The following is a 24758-nucleotide window of genomic DNA, read 5'->3' as shown; positions in this document are numbered from 1 at the left end:
CCGCCCAATCCGGCAGTTGTGCAACATTTAACGGAAGTGCATGGGCGTTCGGGTCACGCTATCGGCTGTAGTCCTCGTCGCACTTGGCTAGCGCCGCGTGCTCCTGTGGGCTACTTGCCTCTATCGTTGCCCGGCCCCAACCCCAACCTACCGCAAGTCAACCCCAACATCATCACTAAAAGAAATGAACCCGCACTTGTCATTTGAAACCAAGTGAACAAATGGCAAGTGCGGTGGGATTTGGGAAGATTAACCCCGAGCTAGTGATAGTTAGTGCCGAGGTTACATTATGTTAGACTTAGTTTTAATAATAAGGCTAAATCTTAAATAGGTCTTACATAATGTTCTCTCGGTATTCTTTCCAATAAAGAGTACTTGAAAACCTTACTATCACTTGTCTCGAACGTAGTTTAAAATTTCTAATGACAATTTTGGGTTGAATTTTTATGCGGGCTCCTTTTCGCCCTAAGCCTAAGTGCAAAACGAAAAGCAGTGGTGCAAGGCGAAAAGGTCACGCTATCGCCGCTAGTCCTCAGGTTGCTCCGTGCCTCCGCATCCTTCCGGGCTGGCTGGCTCTATCGTTGCCCGAACTGGCGCTCCGAGGTTGTGCTAAAATTGGAGGACTACTCCCATTTAACTATTCTAGGTTTTGTTTATGTATTATTCACTGACACAAGCTTTTACTCATGAAAAACTCTGTGATAGAAGGATTAAATTAATTGCTTATTTATATTCAAATGCCTTCGCACTTTGATAGAAGTGAAAAGAATTAATGATAGTCCTATAATAGCGGTTGTGCAAGGTTTTCTAAAACATTAGTAAGGATTTGCTCCTTAAATTAATCTTATCCAATTTTACTATTGGAGCATGACATGAGATTGCCAAATGTAACACCGGAAAATGAATTGATTTTATACGTTCACTAAATAGTATAGCCTGAAAAACGGTCTAAACCACAAAAAATCATGCTAAAGTAAAAATAATTTATAGGATTTTTTGCCACCTCAAATTAAGTAAAATCAACTATTTTGCATTTTTACCCCCCTTTTTTGATGCGACAAATTGAATTTTTTGCCTAAACAAACAAGGAAAAAGTTACAGAATTTAACACCCTAAAATAAAACTTTAATCAAAATTAAAAATTAAGAAAAGAAAAAAGGTAGGAATTTTACCTTTTGAATTCGTTCTACAATTTAAATCCACTAGGACTTTCAATAAAAATCAAAATTGAATAGAAAATAACAAAAAACAACAATTATTGAACATCCAAATCCAACAACCCAGACTGCGCGTATGTTTAGCTTACGAGCGCCAAAAATTCCAACTTATAGAAATTTGGCCCTAATTGGCAATCAATATTTAAATGAAAGTGAAGTTGTTACCAATAATGCGACTGAACCAATTCTTCAATTTCAGGTTCGCGATGCCTATCAAAATCAAGAATCAATTGGTTTTATAGAGTCATTGGCACAAAATTTCATTAGTAATGGTCCATGTGTGAAAAGTGCATCTGAATTAGATCAAAAACTCCCCAATGCTTTAAAATTCTATTCTTTAGTTAAAGGAAAGAATGGCAATGATAAATCATCTCTTGAGGCATTGATTATAGATATTCTTGGGGATACAGCTACAAACATTACAAACCAATCTGGCTACCATATTAATAAAGCGAGATTAGTGGATTCATTATTGGCTTACAGTATTTTACAAACCCAAAATGCGCTTCGTACATCCATTACTGAAACTTTAAGGGTATTTCATGTTTTAGATTTTGTTTCTGGATTAACAAATGAAAATCCCAATTTTAATCAGGAACTTAATATGGCGCTTAAAGCAAATGTGATATTGCCAAGACACATAAACCCAATAAACCAAACTAAGTTAGACCAACCTGATAGAAGCCAAATAGAACAACAAAAACTAAACAAATTAAATAACAGAATAAAAGCAAGCGAGGAATTAAAACTTTTAAATCTTTCCCGAACAGAAATCGCCTATGCAATAAAATTGCAAACTTTGGAAGATCTTGAGAAACAAGAAGAAGAGAATGATTCATCTGGTTCATTGGCAGAAGCAAGCCTTCAACAGGTAAATGAACTTCAAAAAAACACAAATGGTATTATTGATGACGCCTTAAGGTCACTTCGAGAATTACAATCAGCCAGAAAGAAACCTATACCTAATAATTATCTTCGAAATGAATACTTTGAAAAAATTAATAATGAGGCAAAAAATTATTTTAAAGAATTAAAAATTGATCAAACACCTTTAAATATAAATAAGGTAGAACTTGAATTAAGTCGAAGAGAAATCTTTTTAACTGAAGCTATTGAAGCAAATTCCGCAAAAAACGATTACAACCTATTTAGTGTAAATGGGAATTTGATTAGCACAGAAGATATTTGTACATCAGTTGTTGAACCTGATCCCTGTTCACCTCCAGAATTTGGAGAGTTACCCAAAACAATTGGAAATGCTGTAGCTGTTGGTGTGGCTGATTTGAGGGTTATTGAACAAACTTTAGATCGATATGAAGCAGGTGAAATTGCTCATATTGAAAATGTACTTGCTGGCGAATATAGAGATCGAGTGCACCGCAGGCTGGATAGAACAGAGGAAATTAATACGCAATCGACTGAGCGAAGCAGCGAGGAAGAGCGGGATACACAAACCACCTCCCGGTTTACTTTGGAACAGAGTACAAGCGAAGTAATGCAACAAGATTCCCAAATGAATATTGGACTTAATGTTAATGCCCATTTTGGAACACCAGTTGCAGGAGTTGAATTAGGATCAAGTTTCGGTTATGCCACAAGTAGCAGTCAACAAACGGCAAACGAAACCGCAACTTCCTACGCAAAGGATGTAACAAATCGTGCAGTAAGTCGAATTACGGAGAAGGTTTTTCAAAGTCGAGTTACAACTAAACTTCAAGAAATCGAGGAGATAAACAAGCATGGCATGGACAATAAGGGGCAGCCAAACATAACGGGTGTTTATCGATTTGTAGATAAGGTTTATAAAAACAAGGTCAAAAATTTTGGTTTGCGAATGATGCTGGAAATGATCGTTCCAGAGCCAGCAGCCTTTTATATTAACTTTGCAGCCCAAGCAAGTAAAGTACCAGGTTTGAAAAAACCAATTAACCCTGCATCGCAAATGGATGTTTGGCAAGAATGGGGTGACGATAATATCTTGACAGATGCTACAAAAATAAACCGTTCCAATTTCCTTATTTGGGCAAGCAGATATAATGTGCAAATTAGCCCTCCTCCTTTGGCTGAACAAACAATTAGTACCACTGGAAATTACGAACATTCCGGGGATATTGACCCCTTGAATCAAAATGACGAATTTCATACAAATGAAAAACTAGTTGTTCCTGCTGGATATAAGGCCATTGATGCAGAAATGCAGATTAATCTCAATGCAGATGCACAATGGAGAAATGTAAAAGTTTGGGTAGGAAATACAAAGTTCCATAAATGGTCAAGTTTAAATGGTTCAACATCTACCGAAGGAATTGTTGGTAAATGGTATAGTCCATTAAATATTTCAGAAAACGATAAGATACCCGTAATTATCCATTCTTTTTCCAAAAAGTTCAATTATACCCTAACCGTAAAGTGCGTATTGAACGATGTAAGTTATGCCAAATGGCAATTGGAGGCCTATAGTTCAATTATTGCGGGTTACAATCGAATGGTTGAGCAATATGAAGAAAAGGCATTTGGCAATGCCACTAGCAGTGTGCAAATTAAAGGCAACAACCCTGGTGTAAATAAACAAATTGCCAAAAATGAGATGATGAAACATGCAATAAGCATCATCAGTGGACAACGATTTAATTACTTCCAAGCCATGCGCCAAACGGATAGTTCCAACTTTGGATTCCCCGAATTTGATTTTATCAGAGCAAAGGAAGAAGGCAAGTATATACAGTTTTTTCAGCAAGCTTTTGAATGGGAAAATATAATGTATGTATATTATCCTTATTTTTGGGGAAGAAAGAAAAACTGGAAGACCATTTTACAACTTGGAGATACCGATCCTGAATTTCAACATTTTTTGCAAGCTGGTGCAGCAAGGGTGATGGTACCCGTGCGAAAAGGATATGATGATTATGTTGCATGGTATATGACCACTGGCGAAATATGGGGAGGAGGAGAGCCACCAATAGTGGATGACCCTCACTTTGTAAGTTTACTTTCAGAAATCAAAGGCGAGAATTTTGATTGGGAAAGTGAAACTTGGGAAACAAGGGTTCCAACAAACCTAACTTGGTTACAGCCTGGCACTGATTTAAATGCTTTTTAATAGCTATAATAATTGACAATTAATAGCACATGGCAAACGAAAGCCTAAAACCTTTCCCTAGAGGCCGATTGGAGCAGGAATTAGACAGCATCCCTTCTAGTACAGAAGGGGTGCCTACCTTGTTGGAAACCGAACAGCCGTATGAAGATTACGAAATTAACCTGTATGGCAAGCGCTACCGTGTGCCAAGCCCTCCAAAAAATATAGCCAAAGCCACCCCTAAACCCGATTACAGCAAAATAAATGTGTATGAGGCTGTGAGTGTGATGGAGGTAAGCAAAGCCTTGCCAGCATTAGCTAGTGTACTAATGGGAATGCGCAGTTTGAAACAAGGCAACCAAGAATTCTCTATGGATGCGAATGGCTACCTCCATTATTTGGATACAAGGCTCTTTGAAAGCCATTCGAAATTAGGAAATGCGGCCAATTCGGAGGAGGCTATAGCCTTAGCGGAGGAATGGATAGAGAGTATAAGAACTGCTTGGCCAAGTGCAAAATCGAGTTTTCTTAACTTAAAAACCTTTCCTGAACCATTTCCAAGCCAATATTTGGGCAAACCCACAGCGGCGGCTATAGCTAGCAGCGATGGAAAGGAAATACTTTTTTGGCGGGTTATTTATCCCATAGAACTTAAACCTAGCCAATGGGAAGATGCTGCCCCTTTATTGGGCTGCAATATTCAACTTTGTATTAAAGGGCAAGGCAATGAGGCAATTTTGGGTGGAATGGATTATTATTGGAGGGGGGTGAATAAAGTTAGTTCAGAAGTACGATTCAATATATTTATAGAAACCGAAAAGGGGAAATTACTTGCGCAGCAAGCACAAACCCCACCTGCAAATGCCACTGCTTCCATCATTGATTTGGTTATAGTTCCCAAACCTGAAATTAAGCAAATGGTTTATGAAGGCGATAAAGGGGAAAAGGTAAATGGTGTGGGTTGGAATGGGGTGGATGGGAATTCCCCAACCCCAATTATCTATTCATCAGCTAGCTCAAATGCCATCTATTTTCCTGAATACATAAGCACCCCCAACAAGCGTAATTTAAGGTTGCCTGCAAGTAAAATTGGGGCTAAAGAAAGTTTTGATGGCTCAATTCGTGATAAGTTTAGCAATTTGGGCCTAATCAATCCAAGTGTTTATTTCGGGTTTACCGTTCCGGCCTTTACAAGTTTTATTAAGGACACGGCTCAGAACGCTATCGGCTTAATTGATGTTGATTTTGAATTAAGAACAAATCAAACAACAGAAATTAAAATTATTATATCAGAAGTAGCATTGAAAATGACGTTTGATCCATTTATAACCTTTGTTAATGATATAAATGACCTTGAACTGACAGAGTTCCAATTCATATTTTCTGATAAAAGCGTTAATGTATCAGCAATTGATCCATCATTCATTGAAGTTAACATAGCAGATACAATTTCAAAAAAAGTTAGTGAAAAAATTAAGACCCTAATAAAGAACACTCCACTTGAAAAAGAATACAATCCATTTACAGACAATAACCTTGAACTAACCTTTAATAAATTAATAGATAATTTAGACTTTAAAGATTCAAATCAGCAAGCAATTAATATCGTTCAGTTTGATAATGTATTTATTGGATTTGAAACTGGAATCAAAAATGGCTATGAGATAAGTGAGTCTGGCAATACACTAAAACTCGAAAAGGCAGAGCAATTAGGTGTTATTTTCAGATTAAACGCTAATTTATATCAGTTAAAAACTGCACCCCAAACTCTCAAATTAAGGGAGGTACGGCTAGATACACCTATACACGGCCTAAAACTAAAATCCTCATTGTTGCCTGATGGTGAAATACTTAACATTCGCTCAGCGAGACTTATTTATGGTGGCGGATTGGAGCTAATTAATGCTACCATAGAGAATGAAACCATCAAATCATTAGGACTTTTGGAGTTACTTGTTGAATTATTGCTTTTGGGTGGCAGACCCAGAACACGAAACTATTACCATAATGCTGATATGACAAGGCGAGTAAATTCTGTATTGTCTGATTCTGCCATTGATAGCTTTTTTCTTCGTTTAATAAAAGTCAAACTTCAAGAGGTGCTGAATGAACAAATAAAAACATTTAAATCACCGTATTTTAAAAAGTTTAATTTAAGTAAAGTTTTTGGTATATGAAAAAAATAAATTTCAGTTTGTTTTTTTTGTTTTTAGGAACAATTCTTTGGGGGTTGACTATTGGTATTGATATAGTAAATCATAATTTTTTTTCCTCAAATACTTTTACGGAGTGTGAATCTAAATTTCTCGATAAAGCTATTTTTAGTGGTTTTATAAGTGTGGGTTTTTTAGAAATAGTATGTTGGGGGGTGGTGCCTTTATTACTTTTATCGTTTATGTTTTATAGAAATTTACATTTTATTCTTTTTTTATCTATTATTAGTAGTATTTCTTATGTCGTACCATTAGCTTTTTTCAACATGAGAGGATTTCAACTTGTTGAAAAGATTATTATTGAAAAAGCACCAAATTCTGATAACTTGGCATTGGAGTTAGGGGTTCTTTTTAACAATGCGTTCTTTTTTACAGTTACTTATGTGATTTTATCATTTATATCATTCATTTTGGCATATAGAAAGAGGGAAATTATTGTTAAAGAACTTAGCGTTTTTTTTAGATAATGCCAACCCTCAAACAAGGCAACCAAGAATTCTCTATGGATGCGAATGGCTACCTCCATTATTTTGATACAAGGCTCTATGAAAGCAAATCGAATTTAGGTAATGCGGCCAATTTAAGGAGGTTAAATTCGAACCTTACTTAATCATTTGAGGCTAAATGCAAATTTATATTTTCCAATAAAATGCGATTTTAAAATTAATTTATTTTTGCAACTAATAAACATTACAATACGCATGAAAAAGCTACTCTTAATCTTCAGTATTCTTTTGTTAACCTTAAATTTAAAGTCGCAGAAGTTAAATATTCAGGTTTCACTAAAGGATAAAACTTCGTTTTCCGGAAGATTAATCGAATATAAGGAGGGAGATTACTTAGTTGTAGAAATAGCTGGAAATCCAATACGAATTAACTTCAATACGATTGCTAGTCTTTCGCCAAATTCAATAAAAGATTCGGTTTCAAATAAGAAACAAGAAAACCCCGTAGAGTCTATAAGAAGGTAGCCTTTCAGAGCAATAATGAATTAGTTTTGGGCTTAGGTGTTGGAACTATTAACGGTACAAAAGTTTATGGAACTTCGTTGAATAACACGGATATTTTCCCAGGTGTATACTCTGCAAATGGCGTTCTTTTTGGCGGTGGTGTTTTCACCGGAATTGGATTAGGAGTTACTTTTCATAGCGATAAGCGAGGGTTCTCCATACCTGCTGATGTTGATATTCGCTGGCGTATTTTAAGGAAGAAGAAAATAAGTCCTATTCTTTTGGCTCAAGGCGGATTAGAATATTCAAATGGTGGTGCAGGAACCTTATTCATAGCAGAGGGTTTAGGCTTTAGTGCCAAGGTAAATTCAAAACTTAGTATTCATTTAATAGTAAACCATAGCTTTATGGCTACTAGTAGAGCTTTGCTTCCTTCAGGTACCGATTGAAGATCATTTGCAGCATTGGAATACAATTACTTGGGCTTAAAAGTCGGTGTTGGGTTTATTATTCTTGAAAAAATTGGACTAATACCGAATGTACATTATGTTTAGTCCAATTTTAGGTATTAATTCCTATTGAAAAATAGGCCTAACATACTGTATACTCGGCATTTACCAATCTAAATTTATAAAAGCCTTCGGACTATTTATAAATTAAAATTGGTATAATTCGGTAACACGGTGTTAAAAGGCAACAAAAATGGCCGTTGTTAACAGTAAAATGTATTTACGAAGCAGCACCGTTCGGGTTTGCAGCCCGGGTAGGGATAGCAGTGGAAAGCCCACAGACGGCCGTGGCATTAGCCCGGGCGGCGAGGACTTGGAACGAATAGCCCGACCTGAGCCTTACTAATGTTTGATAAAAGTGTTTAAGATAGTGCGAAGGGACCCGCCAAATTCTAAAAATAAAACTAAGGAAGAATAATTCAAGCTAATTCCATTGACCTAACCTGCTCCAAGAGGTCCAAAACCTCCTGGTATTCATAGGTTGTTACCAACTTCATGCGGGTCTCTTTAAAATTCGGAAAACCCTTGAAATAATTGGCATAATGGCGGCGCATCTCAATTACTCCCTGGCGCTGTCCCTTCCATTCAATCGAATGTTGTAAATGTTTCAAGCAAACCTGAACTCTTTCCTCAACACCCGGAGCAGGCAGATGAGTACCGGTTTTCAAGAAGTGTTTAACCTCATTGAAAATCCAAGGATAGCCAATGCTTGCCCTACCAATCATAATACCATCTACGCCGTATTTATTCTTGTTTTCTAAGGCCTTTTCAGGGCTGTCAACATCACCATTTCCGAAGATAGGTATGGTAATTCGGGGATTATTTTTGATTTTGCCAATAAGAGTCCAATCAGCATCGCCTTTGTACATTTGAACCCGGGTTCGTCCATGAATGGTGAGTGCTTTTATTCCAATATCTTGTAAACGTTCGGCGACTTCCTCAATGTTTTTGCTGCTTTCATCCCAACCCAATCTTGTTTTGACTGTTACCGGCAATGAGGTGGATTTAACAATTTCTTCGGTCATTTTCACCATTTTCGGAATGTTCTGTAAAATTCCGGAACCTGCTCCTTTACATACCACAGCTTTAACAGGGCAACCATAATTGATGTCGATTAAATCCGGTTTTGCTTCTGTGGCTATTTCGGTTGCTTCTTTCATTACCTCAATATCACTGCCGAAAATCTGAATTCCAATAGGTCTTTCATATTCAAAGATGTCCAGTTTTTTTAGACTTTTTGCTGCATCCCGAATAAGTCCTTCCGAAGAAATGAATTCCGTATACATTAAATCCGCACCATTGTCTTTACAAACTGCCCTAAATGGTGGATCACTTACATCCTCCATGGGAGCAAGTAACAAGGGAAATTCCCCCAATTCAATAGTTCCAATTTTAACCACTTTTCTCTGGGGTTTTATTCTTTTTCAACCCAATCACCATGTTCCCTGATTAGGTTAACCAATTCTTCTACAGCGAGTTCGGAAGCTACATTTCGCTTAACTACTTCTTTTCCCTTGTACAAAGTTATTTTACCTATTCCGGTTCCAACATACCCATAATCAGCGTCGGCCATCTCCCCGGGTCCATTTACAATGCAGCCCATGATTCCGATTTTTACACCTTTTAGGTGTTCGGTTCTTGCTCTGATTTTGGCTGTAGTTGACTGTAAATCGAATAAGGTACGGCCACAACTAGGGCATGAAATGTATTCAGTTTTGCTAATCCGTGTTCTGGTAGCCTGAAGAATGCCGAAGGCAGTGGAATTGATAGTTTTGTTTGGCACCGATGGTTCGGCAGATAGCCAAATTCCATCACCAAATCCATCGAGTAACAAGGCGCCGGCGTCGGTACTGGCATACAATTGAAATTGATTTTCAGAACTATTCGGGTAATTCCTTTTTATTACAATCGGGTTGTTCAACTGAGCCTCTTTCAGATAAACGGCCAAACGCCGAAGCTCCGGCATGGCATGTTCATTCTGGGTGGTTAAAACCAGGACGAGGTTGGAGTAAGATTGGAGGTTTTGTAATTCTGGAATTCCTTGTTCAGTTAAGGAAATTTCAAGGAAGTTTAATTTTTCGGAAAGGATTGATTCAGATAATGAAGAAATGGAAGTAAAATAGGGAAAGAATTGTTCTTTCTTATGGTTAGAAATCCATTTGGAATAGTTTTGAATTATGCCCAGTGTTCCGGGAATTTCGAAATCAATAGTTTTATCTCCAACAAATAGGTAATCGATGGCCTGGTCGTTTAAATTCCATTTGTCTGATTCTATAATGTAGGTATATCCAAAGGCAAATAGATTGGCCGGAATAATATCAGTTTCTTTTTGGCTTAAGTCTCCAACCACCCTCGGAACTTGCTGGTTTCCGAAGTTTTCAATTTCTTTGGTTGGATTTCTGGAATAGGAATAAGGGTCGTATGGTAAAAGAGTAATAGGTAAAATAGGTTTTTGCTTTTCACTTCTTAGCGAATAACGGTTCACCAAATCCTTGGCAACCGGAATTTCAAATTCAGGATCTTCAGTAAGAGAAACCCGAATGGTGTCGCCCAAACCATCTTCTAATAAGGTGCCAATTCCTGCTGCGGATTTTATTCGTCCATCTTCCCCCTCACCTGCTTCTGTCACACCAAGGTGTAAAGGATAATCCCATCCAATTTCCATCATTTTGGAAACTAAAAGTCGATAAGCCTGAACCATAACCTGTGGGTTGGACGCCTTCATGCTGAGGACGATTTCGTGGTAGTTTTCGTCTCGGCAAATACGAAGAAATTCCATGGCACTTTCCACCATTCCCATCGGAGTATCGCCATATCTGCTAAGAATTCGGTCGCTCAAACTGCCGTGGTTGGTTCCAATTCGCATGGCGGTTCCGTATTCTTTGCAGATTTTAACCAAAGGCCTGAAGCGGTCAGAAATTCTTTCTAATTCAGCTTGATAGGCTGAATCTGTATAATCTATTTGTTCAAACTTCTTTTTGTCGGCGTAGTTGCCCGGATTAACCCTAACTTTTTCTACAATTCTGGCAGCCACTTCTGCAGCATTGGGGGTAAAATGGATATCTGCAACTAAGGGAGTATGAAAGCCTTTTTTCTTCAGTTCATTTTTGATTTGAAGAAGGTTGTTGGCTTCGTTGATGGAAGGAGCAGTAATTCTTACTAATTCACAACCTGCTTCAATCATCCGAATGCTTTGTTCCACCGTAGCCCGGGTATCCATGGTGTCGGTGGTGGTCATGCTTTGAATTCGAATAGGATTGTTACCTCCAAGTAACAAATCACCAATTTTAACTTCTCTGGATTTGAATCGGCTATATGAAGTTAAACTATTGCTGTAGGGTAAGAATTCCACGGTAGTTTTAAAAAAGGTTATGACGTTTTCCAAAGGAGTTAGCGAACTCGCGTAGATCGGAAGAAACCTGATCGTCGCCGGTGGCTCGTTTCATGGTTTCGCCCATGGAAATAAGGGTTTGATGAAAGAAGATATACATTTCATCAACAGTCATTTCCTTAGTCCATAAATCAATTTTTAGGGAACTTCTATCCTTGTCGTCCCAAAGGGCCAACATCATTGCCTTGGTTTTGTTCACGTTTGGGATATTGCTATCACCGGCATGCCAAAGAATAGATTCAGGAACTTTGTTTTCGTCCAGGGTAACTTTAATGGAGATTTCGGAGCTATTAGCACTCATATAGGTTTATAATTAGATTCTCGGAATATTTTATCGTAATCACCTTCTTTCATGAGTTGTTGAAAGTTGATTTCGGGGTGTTTTTTCATATATTTACGAATGATCTGCCAACCTACCCAACGGCCAATTCTCCCGGGCGATTCGCGCGAAAATCCTGCTGTAAAAGGGGCATCATTTACTAATTTGGCCATTTCTTCCATTTTGTTGGAATACAGAAGTTTGCGATTAAGTAACGATTCCCAAATTTGTTTTTCATTTTTTACACACCATTCTAATTGTTCCTTGGTGTATTTAATTTTTAGTTCATCTGCTTTGTCGGGAAGGAATGCATCTAAAAGGTACAGTAATTTGCCTTGATAAATCATTTTTCCAAGAACCGTATTGGAGGTTGGTGGTTCTTCAAAAATGGTACTTGACCAGGCTGATACCAAATCGGTTGACAAGTAGGTTTTATTCATACATGCCGTTTTGTATTTTGGAAATCCTAAAAGTGAGTAATATTGATAGGAATCGCCTAAATACATATCTAAGCCGATAACCAAGGCACTATCGGTAGTAACAACTGCATAGTTAAAACCGGAGTTCATGGTGATGATTCGAGGCAAGGTAGAGTCCGGAAAATAATGTTTGTAATACTTAAATGCTTTTTCCAAATCATCTTCCGTTTCTTCCATGTTAGGGAAGTTCTTTTGAATATCCCTGGTAACATCTTTCATGTCAGGGTCTTGAATAAATGAAAGCAAGGTTTGTTTAAATGAAAGACTATCTTGAAAAGGAATAGCCAAGATTTTTTGGGTATAAATGTCAAAGAAAGAACCGTATTTCTGTTTTAATGCCTGAAATGAAGAATCTAGGTTTTGAGCATTGGTTTTAAATAAATCAGACTCAAAACGTTCAATGGGAACTTGTAATTGAGCTTCTTCAACTTGGCTAATGGTTAAATCAGGCTTGGTTTTTTCATTCCAACAACCTATCCAAATTAAAGAAAAACTCAATAATAAAATGGCAGTAAAAACCTTGTTATTCATGTTGGGGTGCGAAGGTACAAGAAATATGTGAAGGGCAAGAAATACAAGGATTTTTTAGAAAAATAATAGGAAGAGGTAATTGCACCTGTTAATGTTAATTAAAAGATAATGGATGCCTAAGGAATTGTTTTTAATGAAGTTCTAATAAAAATAGTTAGCGGAAAATTCCCTAAAAGGTTAAGATTTATTGGGATAGAATGTCGAACGTAACGTTCTTTATATATATTTGTGCATTAAATCTCTATTCATGGTAAGAAAAATATCCTCTCTTCTATTGGTTTTTTCTATGGCATTTTCGGTATTTGCCAAGAATTTTCCAGGGGCTATCTCGGTAAAAAGTCCGCAAGGTGTTTATGTTGTTGAATCGTTTGAATACAAGGATGCTCAACATCCTCAAAAGGATTATATGGCTAGCAGAGGCGATTTTGAAGGAATGGTGAAAGCCCATGCTACGTTTGAATTTAAATCGGATGGAAGTATCATTCAAAAGATCGGGGAATGGGTACAAGAGTACTTTGGAGAGCTTGTAAATGGAACCATTAAAATGTATCCATGCGGTAATATGAATGCAAAAGAAACTTGCGTGAAGCTGAGTAAAGCCAATCGTGATTATTCAGAATATAAACTGGAAGAAAGGGATGGGAAGTTGGTGTTGTCTCAGTCCAATCAAACCTATATTTTAAAATTGTACCTTAAAAAAGTAAAATAAGCCATGCGTAAACTAGTACTAGCTTTTTTGTTTGTCGTTACATCGACGGTAACTTGGGCACAAAATATTAACTACCAGGTTCAGGTGGCCTATTTGGGTTGGAATGGTCGTGGAGACCAGTCCGGCGGGGCAGAATATGGTTTGTTTGTTTGGGGTCGGGATAATGTCAATGCAACCCAGGTAGGTGGCCAATGCTTTTATACAGGAGATGTGGGAACCGGCGCAGGAAATGTAACTTCTACCATAGGAGGTACCTTATATGGTCAATCGGTTGCTCTTCAATCCTACACCAATACTGCTGCCACCACTGTTACCATTCGTTTCAGAGGATACGAAAAGGATTGTAGTAACAATTGTTCTTACCAGTCAAGTTGTAATTTAGGATTAATAGAAGATGATGACTATGTTGATAATAGTAATGCTCAAAATATTACCATTCAAGATGCAACAGCTTTGTGTCAGTGGAGAAATTGTGGCATAGTTCAGGTTGGTACCTTTTATTTTGAGGTTAGAATTTATTGGGAATATGCAAATATCACCGTTCCAACCATTAGTGCTGACCAAGCAATTTGTCAAGGGGCCACTGCGGCTAACTTAACAAGTACCAATGCGAACTTGGCTGGTGTTTCGTATGTATGGCAAACCGGCTCATCTGCTTCAGGTCCATTTAGTAACACCATTCAAACTAATCCGGCTTCATTTACTCCGGGTGCTGTTAATACTGACACCTATTATCAATTGGTAGCTACAGGTTGTGGTTCAACACCTGGGGCAACTTCAAATGTAGTAGGAATCACCATTACTCCTGTGCCTTCCAATGTAACAGTCACCGGACCGTTAAACCGATGTCAGGGATTAGGAACCGATGCCTACACCGGTGGCGGAACAAATGCGAATGCCTTTACTTGGTCAATTGCTCCGGCTAATGCTGGAACTATAGATAATGCCGGGGTTGTAACCTGGGATTCCTTGTACTCAGGCACAGCCACAATTACAACAACTGCTTCAAACAACAGTTGCGGTGCAGTTAATGGAACTCTGGGTGTTTTTGTAACTCCAAGTCCTGCAGTTTTTATCAATAACCTGGCAACCTCTTTTTGTCAAAATGATCCTGCTGTTTCTTTAAGTGGATTACCTTCCGGAGGAACTTTTACGGTAGACAATGTGCCTGCCGTAGATTTTAATCCTCAATTGGTTGGTAACGATACAGCTATTGTTAAGTATTCATACACAGATACATTAACTGGATGTTCAAATCGGGTAACACAGCAGGTTATTATCTTGCCATTACCTCAATTGGCCATTACAGGAATTGACAGTGTTGTTTGTCTTAATTCAATCAATCTTGCATTAATAGGAAGTCCAACCGGAGGTACATTTTTTGGACCGGGAGTTACCGGTTCTACCTTCGTGGCAGGAGTTGTTGGCTTGGGAAATACAGACGTGAACTATTACTACACTGATTTAAATGGCTGTACGGATACCTTAACTAAGAATGTATTAGTAACTGATGTTCCAAGTACGGTAAACTTGGGTTCCGATACCATTATTTGTGTGAATCTTTCAGTTACTTTGGATGCCGGTAGCGGTTATCAAAGCTACTTGTGGAGCGATGGTAGCAGTTCCCAAACATTAACTGTTTCACAAACCGGAATTTATGAGGTTGCAGCAGTTGATGCCAATGGTTGTATCAATGAGGATCAAATAGCTGTTAGTACAGCCTATCTGCTAGAGCCAATCATTACAAGTACAGGAAATCAAACCACCTTCTGTGAAGGAGATTCTTTGTTGTTGGATGCAGGTTCCGGATACACCTCCTATTTGTGGAGTGATGGCCAAACTACTACTTCTACACTTTGGGTTACCGTAAGTGGTCAATATTCGATATTTGCTACCGATGCGACAGGGTGCAGCGGACAAAGTACTCCGGTAAATGTATTGGTTAATCCTGCTCCAAATCCAACAGTTGTTTCTAATGGGCCAACTTCTTTCTGCCCTGGCGATGAAGTTACTTTATGCGGTCAGCCCGGATATGTTCAATACCAATGGAACAATGGTTTAACAACTGAATGTGTTACCACCAATGTCACATCTGTATTGCAATTAACGGTTGTTGATCAAAACGGATGTTCTGCAACTTCTGCAAACATTCAAACCCAAGTCTTTACTATACTTCAACCGGTTATTACAGCTTTAGGTCCAACAGAATTTTGTGCAGTAGATGCGAATGGTAATCCGGGTTCAGTTATTTTGGATGTAGGTCCAGGTTTTTATTCCTACCTTTGGACTAGTGGATCCACCACTCCTTCCATTAGTGTAAATCAATCCGGCTACTATAGCGTAACTGTTATGGATATGAATGGTTGTATTGATAGTACCTTGTTAGCAACTCCAATACAGGTTATTGTACATGCTCCTTATCCGCAAATTAGTGTTTCTCAAAACACCTTGACCTCTGATCCTGCTGTAAGTTACCAATGGCATGAATGGCAATTTGATGCTTATGATACGCTTTTGGTAGGCCAAACCAACCAAACTTATACATTTGACCATACCAGTTGGTATTTCGTTGTAGTGGTTGATGATATCGGTTGTACCGGCTCCTCTGATACCTTATTGGTTAACTATAAACCTACCAGTGTTGAAGATGTGTTTGGTTTTGGAGTATCTATTTATCCTAATCCTTCGCAAGACCAGGTTTTTGTTGAGTTTCAAAATGGCGCCAATGGCGTAATGGAAATTAGTTTGTCAGATTTATCCGGAAGAGTGGTTAGAACATTCCCAAAATATGACATAACAAATTATTCTAAAATGGAACTGGATTTAACCGGAATTAGCGTCGGTACTTATTTGGTTAATCTAACCAAGGATGGTAAAACCATTTCTCATAAAATTACTAAGAATTAGTAGAAAGTATAACAATAAAAAAGGGTTGAATTCCAATCGGAATTCAACCCTTTTTTATTGTCTCTTGTTAGAAATATTCCAAAAAGTAGCATTAAGTTTTGTGGAATTGATTTAAGAATACACTTTTTGAATTGGAATGTTATTGTTGAATGTCAATAATATCAAGCGTTTTGTCAGTTTTTTGCATTTACAAGGATTCAACAACGATAAATATCTAGAAATGTTACAGGATTTGCCAACTATTTTGACAAATTTAATAGCTTTGCATACTTTAGGTAAATCATATGAAAAAGCAGCTGTACCTTTTATTAGGGATTTTCATACTTTCATTTTCTACTATTCAAGTAGGATATTCCCAATGTTCATGTTCTGCGTCAGATTTTGCAACCATTAGCGTTGCCGGTTGGACTGTTGGGCAATCAGGAACTATCACTACTTGTCAGTATGGTGGTGAGCGTAGCACAATAACAGGTACTGTTGCCGGAGCTACCTACCGTGTTTCTACCTGTGGAAGTAGTTATGATACCCAATTGTCAATTTACACTACGGGTTGTACCTATTTAGCTTACAATGATGATAATGGGCCGGCCTGTTCCGGACTCCAAGCATCCGTTGATTTCACTTCACCCGGTGGATCTATTTATTCTGTAATGAATTTATACTCATGTACCACCAATTCAACCTGTGCAACTGTTACAGTAACTTTAATAAGTAGTCCGGTTGCTACTAATGAATGTCCTAATGGAAGTAACTTAGGAATAAACAATTTTGGTTGTAATGTAGAGAATATTATCAACCCTATAAATCAAGGAGATTATGCCAGATTTAATGTGATTAGCGGAGTTGGATATAATTTCAACACTAGCGGTACTTCCTATGATTCCAAGATATGGGGAAAAATTGGTGGAGTTGGCGGGGCCACGTTGTTTTATCAAAATAGCAATAATATTGCCGGAAATAATGAAAGTATTGACTGGGTTTCAAATTATTCCGGTACAATAGGGGTTGCAGTAGGTAATACCAATTGCGCTGTTTGGAATGGAACTAGTGCAATCTTAAGATACAAGCAGCTGACAACAGTGACAAATACTACATCCACTGCTGCAATTTGTACTGGTACTTCTAAACCATTAACCTATTCTTTAAGCGGAAATAATAATAATCCAAATCCGGTATGGTCAATTGTGTCAGGTGGAGGTACAATCACAAGTAATGACTACAATGCAGGATCCTATACAGGTAGTGTTACGGTGAGAGCTACTCTTGGTGTTTGTACCAGTGATGTTACCTTTAATGTTACTCCAAATAATACCATAACCCTGACCTCCGGTGTCAATTCTAATTTGCAAACCAGGTGTGTTAATACGCCCATATCCAATATTACCTATTCAACCACCGGAGCTACCGGAGCTAACTTTTCAAATTTACCACCCGGAGTAAATGGTGTTTATAGTGGTGGAACCATTACAATAAGTGGAACCCCGTTAACTACAGCCGGAAGTCCATTTACCTATACCGTCACGTTAACAGGTGGTTGTGGAGCCATTACTGCAACGGGAACGATAACAGTTACACCTAATAATACGGTAACCCTAACATCATCATCAGGTTCAGATAATCAAACAGCCTGTGTAAACTCTCCAATTACACAAATAACCTATTCTACCACCGGGGCAACTGGTGCAAGTTATTCTGGTTTGCCTACAGGGGTAAATGGTTCCTTTTCGAGTAATACAGTTACCATATCAGGTTCGCCAACAATAACAGGTAATAACAATTATACAGTAACACTAACTGGTGGTTGTGGAACCATTACAGCCACCGGATCAATTAATGTTTCTCCCGTAAATACCATTAACCTTTCTTCCGGAAGCACTACTCCGACCTTATGTATAAACACACCGTTAACAACAATTGTTTATTCCACAACTGGGGCAACAGGAGCAACATTTAGCGGCTTACCATCCGGTGTAACGGGAAATTTCAGTGGGAATTCAGTAATTATAAGCGGAACTCCAACAGTTTCTGGATCCTTTCCATACACTGTTACTTTAACTGGTGGATGTGGTACCGTTACAAGTTCCGGAACAATTACTGTTAGTCCAAACAATACAGCAACCTTAACTTCTGCAGCCGGAACTACGAATCAAACTGTTTGCGCAAATAGTCCAATTACCAATATCGTTTACTCCACAACCGGGGCAACGGGAGTTTCTTTCACAGGCTTACCTGGCGGGGTTTCAGGAAATTTTGCAGGAAATATTATTACTATATCAGGTTCACCAACTATCCAAGGAAATTATACCTATGTTGGTACTTTGACAGGTGGTTGCGGTACAACGACTATTACAGGTAACATATCAGTAACTCCAAGCAATACAATAACCTTAAGTTCTGCACCTTCTACAACCAGTCAATCGCTTTGTATAAATAATCCGATTGCAAACATTACATACAATACAACAGGAGCTACAGGTGCAAGTGTTACAGGTTTGCCAACCGGTGTAAACGGTGTATTTGCTTCTAATACAGTTACCATAAGTGGAATCCCTTCTGTAAGTGGTACTTTTCCATATACAGTAACATTGTCGGGAGGATGTGGAAACTTAACCTCAACTGGCACCATTACTGTGCTTCCAAATCATTCATTAACCTTAAGTTCTGCTACAGGTACGGACAATCAAAATGTGTGTGTTAATTCCCCTATTACAAGTGTTATTTATTCCATTGGAGGCGGAGCTAGTGTTGCCTTTATAAGTGGGGGAGCTTTACCTGCTGGTGTAACCGGTAATCTCAGTGGCTCAAATTTTATCATTAGTGGTACCCCAACAGCAACGGGAACTTATACTGTAAATATTGGAACATTCGGAAACGCTTGTGTCGTTGCATCAGCCACAGTAACAATTGTAGTTAATCCATATCCGGTTGTATCAATTACCAATAATGATCCTTCTATTTGTAGTGGTTCCAATACAGACATTTCTTTGACCTCCAATATCGGAGGAACCTTATGGAGCTGGTCAACAGTAAACACTGGTACCACCTCAGGACAATCTAACCAAACCAATGTTTCTGCTACCTCCATTGCACAAACAATTAGTGGTTCAGGAACAGTGACTTATTCGGTAACCGGAAGTTCCAATGGTTGTAGCTCAACAGCCGGATCAACCACTGTTACTGTAACTCCTTTACCAAATGGTCAACTCAATGGCACAACAACAATTTGTGAAGGGGGTAGTACTAATATTACCTTTGTGGCAACTTCAGGTACAGGGCCTTTTGATATAGTATATGATCCTGGTTCTGTTTCTTTGAATGGAATAAATAGTGGTCATACCTTTTCAGTTTCTCCGGTTGGTACTACTTCCTATACCTTGGTTTCTATTACAGATGCTTCAACTTGTGTAAGAACAACTGCATTTGCAGGTGCGGCAACTGTTTCAGTTAATCCAAAACCTCAAGGTAATTTGACTGGAGCTGCTACCATTTGTAATGGAGATATAACAAATTTAGTTTTTAATGCAACTTCTGGAACCGGCCCATTTAATATTGTTTATACAAATGGGTCCTCTAATTTTAACCTTACGGGTCTTTCAGATGGATCCACTATTTCAGTTTCTCCTTCAACAACAACATCCTTTAGTATTGTTTCAATAACAGATGCATTCTGTACAAACAATGCAGTAACAAATACACCTGTCACTGTTACAGTAAATCCTCTTCCTCAAGGCGTTATTTCTGGCACTCAGGCTATTTGTTCTGGACAATCAGCAAACCTTACAGTTACTTTCACCTCAGGAACAGGCCCTTTTGATATCACCTATTCAGATGGTACTTCCACTTTTAATTTAACAGGTGTTACTAATGGACATACTATTCCGGTGAATCCATTGTCAAATACCACATACACCTTAACTGCAATTACAGACGCAAACTCTTGTTCTAGAACAACAGGACTAACTAATGGTGGAGCAACAATTACTGTTAATCCACTTCCTAGTTTAACTATAATTGGTTTGGATGCCGGCTATTGTATTTCTTCACCAACGGATGCCATATCCGGGTTCCCAGCAGGAGGTGCCTTTTCAGGAGTAGGGATTTCTGGTTCAAATTTTGAACCAATAACTGCCGGAGTTGGTGGACCATATCCGATAACCTATACTTATACTGATGGCAATGGCTGTACCAATTCCATCAGCCAAAATACTTCCGTGTTTGATTTGCCTGTGGTAAGTTTCACAGGTTTGGCAGGACCTTATTGTGCAAGTCAAACTAGCCCTGTAGCTTTAATTGGATCACCATTGGGCGGTACTTTTTCTGGAAATGGAATTTCTGGAACTGATTTTATTCCTGCAAATGCAACAGTAGGTGTCAATACAATTACATATTCTTACACTGATGCAAATTCTTGTTCGAATTCAATAACTCAAAATGCAACTATTATTGGAATTCAAGTTGTTAGTTTCTCTGGTTTGGCTAGTAGTTATTGCCAAGATAATTCAACTCCAACCACATTAGTAGGTAATCCTTCCGGTGGTGTATTTTCTGGTAATGGTATATCTTCCAATGATTTTACCGCTTCTGTTGCCGGTGTAGGGTCGCATCCAATTACCTATTCTTATGTGGATGGAAATGGATGCCAAAGTACCAGCACTCAAACCGCCATAGTTAATGCTCTTCCAACAGTAGATGTTACTGCGGCAGATGAAGCATTTTGTATTGATGCAGGTTCAATTCTCTTTTCTGGTTTCCCAACAGGTGGAAATTATAGTAGTTCGCCTATTGCAGGAGCTCTTACAGGAAATTTATTTGATCCTATTGTTGGTGGAGTTGGAAACCATACCATAACCTATGTCTATACAGATGGAAACGGATGTTCCAATTCGAATTCATTTGTTGTTACCATTAATGACCTTCCAAACGTTACATTTACAATTGGTTCAGACTATTGTGAAAACAGTGGGGCTGTAAGTCTTAGCGGTAACCCTACTGGTGGAACTTTTTCAGGTATTGGAGTTTCTGGTAGTTCCTTCTTTCCAAATATTGCAGGAATAGGTGGACCATATACTATAACATATTCATACACAGATGGTAATGGTTGTTCTAATTCAAATGCTCAACAAACCAATGTAAGTGCTGCTCCAGTTGTTACATTATCGCCTTTGAGTTCAACTTGTAGTGATGCATTGCCATTTGCGTTGTCAGGTGGTAGTCCGGTTGGAGGAACTTATAGTGGAACTGGTGTAGTTGCTAATACTTTTGATCCTTCCATCGCTGGTGTAGGAACTCACACAATTACTTATTCTTTCACTAGCCCTGGTTGTGCACCTGTTACAGCGACAACGACCATTGTTGTAAATTCTGCTCCCACAGCTTCAATTTCATACAGTGAGCCCTTCTGTACAAGTGTAACCACCACCCAAAATCCAACTTTAACCGGAGCCACTGGCGGAACATATTCCTCAACAGCCGGATTAAGTTTGGATATAAATACCGGAGCAATTTTACCATCCAGCAGTACAGCAGGATCATATACTGTAACATACAGCGTTCCCGCATCAAATGGATGTTCTTCAGTAAGTGCAACTGCAACCGTAAATATAACTGACCAACCGACAGCATCGATAGTTTATACTGGTAGTCCATTCTGTACCAATGGATCTGTAGGCAGTGTAACCTTGACAGGAACAAGTGGAGGAACATACAGCTCAACAACAGGATTAACAATAGATGCGAATACCGGAGATATAGACCCATCAACCAGCACAGCAGGTACCTACATAGTTACTTATACGATTGCTGCAGGTGCCGGATGTTCTGGAATTAGTACAACAACGTCGGTTACAATTACAAACTCACTTAGCGCAAACATTTCGTATAGTGAGCCATTTTGTACGAGTGTAACCACCGCCCAAAATCCAACTCTAACCGGAGCCACTGGTGGAACATATTCCTCAACAGCCGGATTAAGTTTGGATATAAATACTGGAGCAATTTTACCATCCAGCAGTACAGCAGGATCATATACTGTAACATACAGCGTTCCCGCATCAAATGGTTGCTCTTCAGTAACTGCAACCGCAACAGTAAATATAACTGACCAACCGACAGCATCGATAGTTTATACAGGTAGTCCATTCTGTACCAATGGATCTGTAGGCAGTGTAACCTTGACAGGAACAAGTGGAGGAACATACAGCTCAACAGCAGGATTAACAATAGATGCGAATACCGGAGATATAGACCCATCAACCAGCACAGCAGGTACCTACATAGTTACTTATACGATTGCTGCAAGTGCAGGATGTTCTGGAATTAGTACAACAACGTCGGTTACAATTACAAACTCACTTAGCGCAAACATTTCGTACAGTGAGCCATTTTGTACGAGTGTAACCACTGCCCAAAATCCAACTCTAACCGGAGCCACTGGCGGAACATATTCCTCAACAGCCGGATTAAGTTTGGATATAAATACCGGGGCAATTTTACCATCCAGCAGTACAGCAGGATCATATACTATAACATACAGCGTTCCCGCATCAAATGGTTGCTCTTCAGTAACTGCAACCGCAACAGTAAATATAACTGACCAACCGACAGCATCGATAGTTTATACAGGTAGTCCATTCTGTACCAATGGATCTGTAGGCAGTGTAACCTTGACAGGAACAAGTGGAGGAACATACAGCTCAACAGCAGGATTAACAATAGATGCGAATACCGGAGATATAGACCCATCAACCAGCACAGCAGGTACCTACATAGTTACTTATACGATTGCTGCAAGTGCAGGATGTTCTGGAATTAGTACAACAACGTCGGTTACAATTACAAACTCACTTAGCGCAAACATTTCGTACAGTGAGCCATTTTGTACGAGTGTAACCACTGCCCAAAATCCAACTTTAACCGGAGCCACTGGCGGAACATATTCCTCAACAGCCGGATTAAGTTTGGATATAAATACCGGGGCAATTTTACCATCCACCAGTACAGCAGGATCATATACTGTAACATACAGTGTTCCCGCATCAAATGGATGTTCTTCAGTAAGTGCAACTGCAACCGTAAATATAACTGACCAACCGACAGCATCGATAGTATATTCTGGTAGTCCATTCTGTACGAATGGTTCAGTAGGAAGTGTAGCTTTAACAGGCACCAGCGGAGGAACCTACAGTTCAAGTGCAGGATTAACGATAAATGCTACTACTGGAGATATCACACCATCTACGAGTACCCCTGGAACCTATACAGTAACTTATACTATACCGGCATCCAATGGATGCGGCGCAGTAACAGCTACAGCATCAGTAACAGTTAATGCTGCTCCCACAGCAAGTATAAGTTATTCAACGCCATTCTGTACCGGAACTAGCGTATCGCAAAATCCAACGTTAACCGGAGCAAGTGGAGGAACATATTCTTCAACAGCCGGATTAAGTTTGGATGTGAACACCGGAGGCATTGTACCATCAACTAGCACAGCAGGAACCTATTCAATTACCTACACTGTACCGGCGTCTGGAGGATGTTCATCCATAACAGCGAATACCAGTGTAACGATTACAGCACAACCGACAGCATCGATAGTATATTCTGGTAGTCCATTCTGTACCAATGGTTCAGTAGGAAGTGTTACGATTACAGGAACTACAGGAGGAGCATTTAGTCCGGTTTCAGATTTAACAATTGACTTGAATAGTGGGGATATTGATCCTTCCACTTCTGTTCCCGGCACCTATACTATTACCTATACTGTTCCGGCATCTAATGGATGTGGGGCTGTTGTCGCAAATACTTCAGTGACGATTAATTCTGCCCCTATAGCCGGTATCAGTTATTTAGATCCATTTTGCACAGGAACTACATCTTCTCAGTTGCCCTCATTGACTGGAACTACAGGAGGAACGTATTCCTCTACAGCGGGATTAAGTTTGGATGCAAATACAGGGGCAATTTTACCATCAGCAAGTACTCCGGCTACTTATACAGTAACATATTCAGTGCCGGCTTCGAATGGATGTTCATCTATTACAGCAACAGCATCTGTAACAATTAATCAGAGTCCTACAGCAAGCATCGCCTATCCATCAGCATTATGTACAAATGGAGGAACAGCAAGTGTTACGTTTAATGGCACCCCTGGAGGAACCTATAGTTCAACAGCGGGCCTAACAATAGATGCAAACACAGGAGATATTGAGCCATCTACGAGTACCCCTGGAACCTATACAGTAACTTATACTATACCGGCATCCAATGGATGCGGCGCAGTAACAGCTACAGCATCAGTAACAGTTAATGCTGCTCCCACAGCAAGTATAAGTTATTCAACGCCATTCTGTACCGGAACGAGTGTATCACAAAACCCAACGTTAAGCGGGGCAAGTGGTGGCACCTATTCTTCTACAGCGGGATTAAGTTTAGATGCGAACACCGGAGGTATAG

At 39.0% G+C, this 24758-nt stretch carries 13 protein-coding genes; 9 read left to right on the top strand and 4 right to left on the bottom strand.

Annotated elements, in window-relative coordinates:
• Positions 1-1293 precede the first annotated feature (1293 nt).
• From K1X82_09145 to K1X82_09120, 6 genes are all read left to right on the top strand, one after another.
• On the top strand, positions 1294-4317 hold the full coding sequence (locus K1X82_09145) for a hypothetical protein (GenBank protein ID MBX7182265.1): 3024 nt from the start codon (positions 1294-1296) through the stop codon (positions 4315-4317).
• A gap of 29 nt (positions 4318-4346) precedes the next feature.
• Positions 4347-6473 carry a hypothetical protein gene (locus tag K1X82_09140; protein ID MBX7182264.1) on the top strand — a complete coding sequence of 709 codons (2127 nt, stop codon included), beginning with the start codon at positions 4347-4349 and terminating at the stop codon, positions 6471-6473.
• Positions 6470-6976: a hypothetical protein gene (locus tag K1X82_09135; GenBank protein ID MBX7182263.1), complete on the top strand. Its 507-nt coding sequence runs from the start codon at positions 6470-6472 to the stop codon at positions 6974-6976. The genes K1X82_09140 and K1X82_09135 overlap by 4 nt, the downstream gene beginning before the upstream one ends.
• 234 nt (positions 6977-7210) lie before the next feature.
• Entirely contained in the window at positions 7211-7480 is a 270-nt protein-coding gene (locus K1X82_09130; GenBank protein ID MBX7182262.1) for a hypothetical protein, read from the top strand.
• 26 nt (positions 7481-7506) lie between these two features.
• Positions 7507-7908 carry a hypothetical protein gene (locus tag K1X82_09125; GenBank protein MBX7182261.1) on the top strand — a complete coding sequence of 134 codons (402 nt, stop codon included), beginning with the start codon at positions 7507-7509 and terminating at the stop codon, positions 7906-7908.
• A 253-nt stretch (positions 7909-8161) separates the two neighbouring features.
• Positions 8162-8314, top strand: coding sequence for a hypothetical protein (locus K1X82_09120; protein MBX7182260.1), 153 nt, complete (start codon positions 8162-8164; stop codon positions 8312-8314).
• Between the two features lie 73 nt (positions 8315-8387).
• On the opposite strand, the gene dusB is transcribed toward K1X82_09120, so the two are convergent.
• The 4 genes from dusB to gldB are packed head-to-tail and all read right to left on the bottom strand — an operon-like array spanning position 8388 to position 12688.
• The gene (dusB, locus tag K1X82_09115) at positions 8388-9368 is read right to left on the bottom strand and encodes a tRNA dihydrouridine synthase DusB (GenBank protein MBX7182259.1); all 981 of its coding nucleotides are present in this window, start codon (positions 9366-9368) and stop codon (positions 8388-8390) included.
• Positions 9369-9382: 14 nt separating this feature from the next.
• Positions 9383-11341, bottom strand: coding sequence for a (E)-4-hydroxy-3-methylbut-2-enyl-diphosphate synthase (gene ispG, locus K1X82_09110; GenBank protein MBX7182258.1), 1959 nt, complete (start codon positions 11339-11341; stop codon positions 9383-9385).
• Positions 11328-11660 (bottom strand): gliding motility protein GldC, encoded by a 333-nt coding sequence (gene gldC, locus K1X82_09105; protein MBX7182257.1) that lies wholly within the window; start codon positions 11658-11660, stop codon positions 11328-11330. The genes ispG and gldC overlap by 14 nt, the downstream gene beginning before the upstream one ends.
• The gene (gene gldB / locus K1X82_09100; protein MBX7182256.1) at positions 11657-12688 is read right to left on the bottom strand and encodes a gliding motility lipoprotein GldB; all 1032 of its coding nucleotides are present in this window, start codon (positions 12686-12688) and stop codon (positions 11657-11659) included. The genes gldC and gldB overlap by 4 nt, the downstream gene beginning before the upstream one ends.
• Positions 12689-12935: 247 nt before the next feature.
• On the opposite strand from gldB, the gene K1X82_09095 reads away from it, so the two are divergent.
• The 3 genes from K1X82_09095 to K1X82_09085 all read left to right on the top strand — a co-directional run.
• On the top strand, positions 12936-13397 hold the full coding sequence (locus K1X82_09095; GenBank protein MBX7182255.1) for a hypothetical protein: 462 nt from the start codon (positions 12936-12938) through the stop codon (positions 13395-13397).
• A gap of 3 nt (positions 13398-13400) precedes the next feature.
• Positions 13401-16304 (top strand): T9SS type A sorting domain-containing protein, encoded by a 2904-nt coding sequence (locus tag K1X82_09090; protein ID MBX7182254.1) that lies wholly within the window; start codon positions 13401-13403, stop codon positions 16302-16304.
• Between the two features lie 284 nt (positions 16305-16588).
• The coding region (locus K1X82_09085; protein MBX7182253.1) for a hypothetical protein at positions 16589-24758 on the top strand (8170 nt) is incomplete at its 3' end.

The sequence above is a fragment of the Bacteroidia bacterium genome (assembly GCA_019695265.1).
Taxonomy (GTDB): domain Bacteria; phylum Bacteroidota; class Bacteroidia; order JAIBAJ01; family JAIBAJ01; genus JAIBAJ01.
The sequence above is the reverse complement of the archived record's forward strand: the minus strand, read 5'-3'. Positions and strand labels throughout refer to the sequence as shown.

Coding starts and splice junctions, on each gene's coding strand:
- K1X82_09145 (MBX7182265.1), top strand. CDS start 1,294: ATGTTTAGCTTACGAGCGCCAAAAATTCCAACTTATAGAAATTTGGCC.
- K1X82_09140 (MBX7182264.1), top strand. CDS start 4,347: ATGGCAAACGAAAGCCTAAAACCTTTCCCTAGAGGCCGATTGGAGCAG.
- K1X82_09135 (MBX7182263.1), top strand. CDS start 6,470: ATGAAAAAAATAAATTTCAGTTTGTTTTTTTTGTTTTTAGGAACAATT.
- K1X82_09130 (MBX7182262.1), top strand. CDS start 7,211: ATGAAAAAGCTACTCTTAATCTTCAGTATTCTTTTGTTAACCTTAAAT.
- K1X82_09120 (MBX7182260.1), top strand. CDS start 8,162: ATGGCCGTTGTTAACAGTAAAATGTATTTACGAAGCAGCACCGTTCGG.
- gldC (MBX7182257.1), bottom strand. CDS start 11,660: ATGAGTGCTAATAGCTCCGAAATCTCCATTAAAGTTACCCTGGACGAA.
- gldB (MBX7182256.1), bottom strand. CDS start 12,688: ATGAATAACAAGGTTTTTACTGCCATTTTATTATTGAGTTTTTCTTTA.
- K1X82_09095 (MBX7182255.1), top strand. CDS start 12,936: ATGGTAAGAAAAATATCCTCTCTTCTATTGGTTTTTTCTATGGCATTT.
- K1X82_09090 (MBX7182254.1), top strand. CDS start 13,401: ATGCGTAAACTAGTACTAGCTTTTTTGTTTGTCGTTACATCGACGGTA.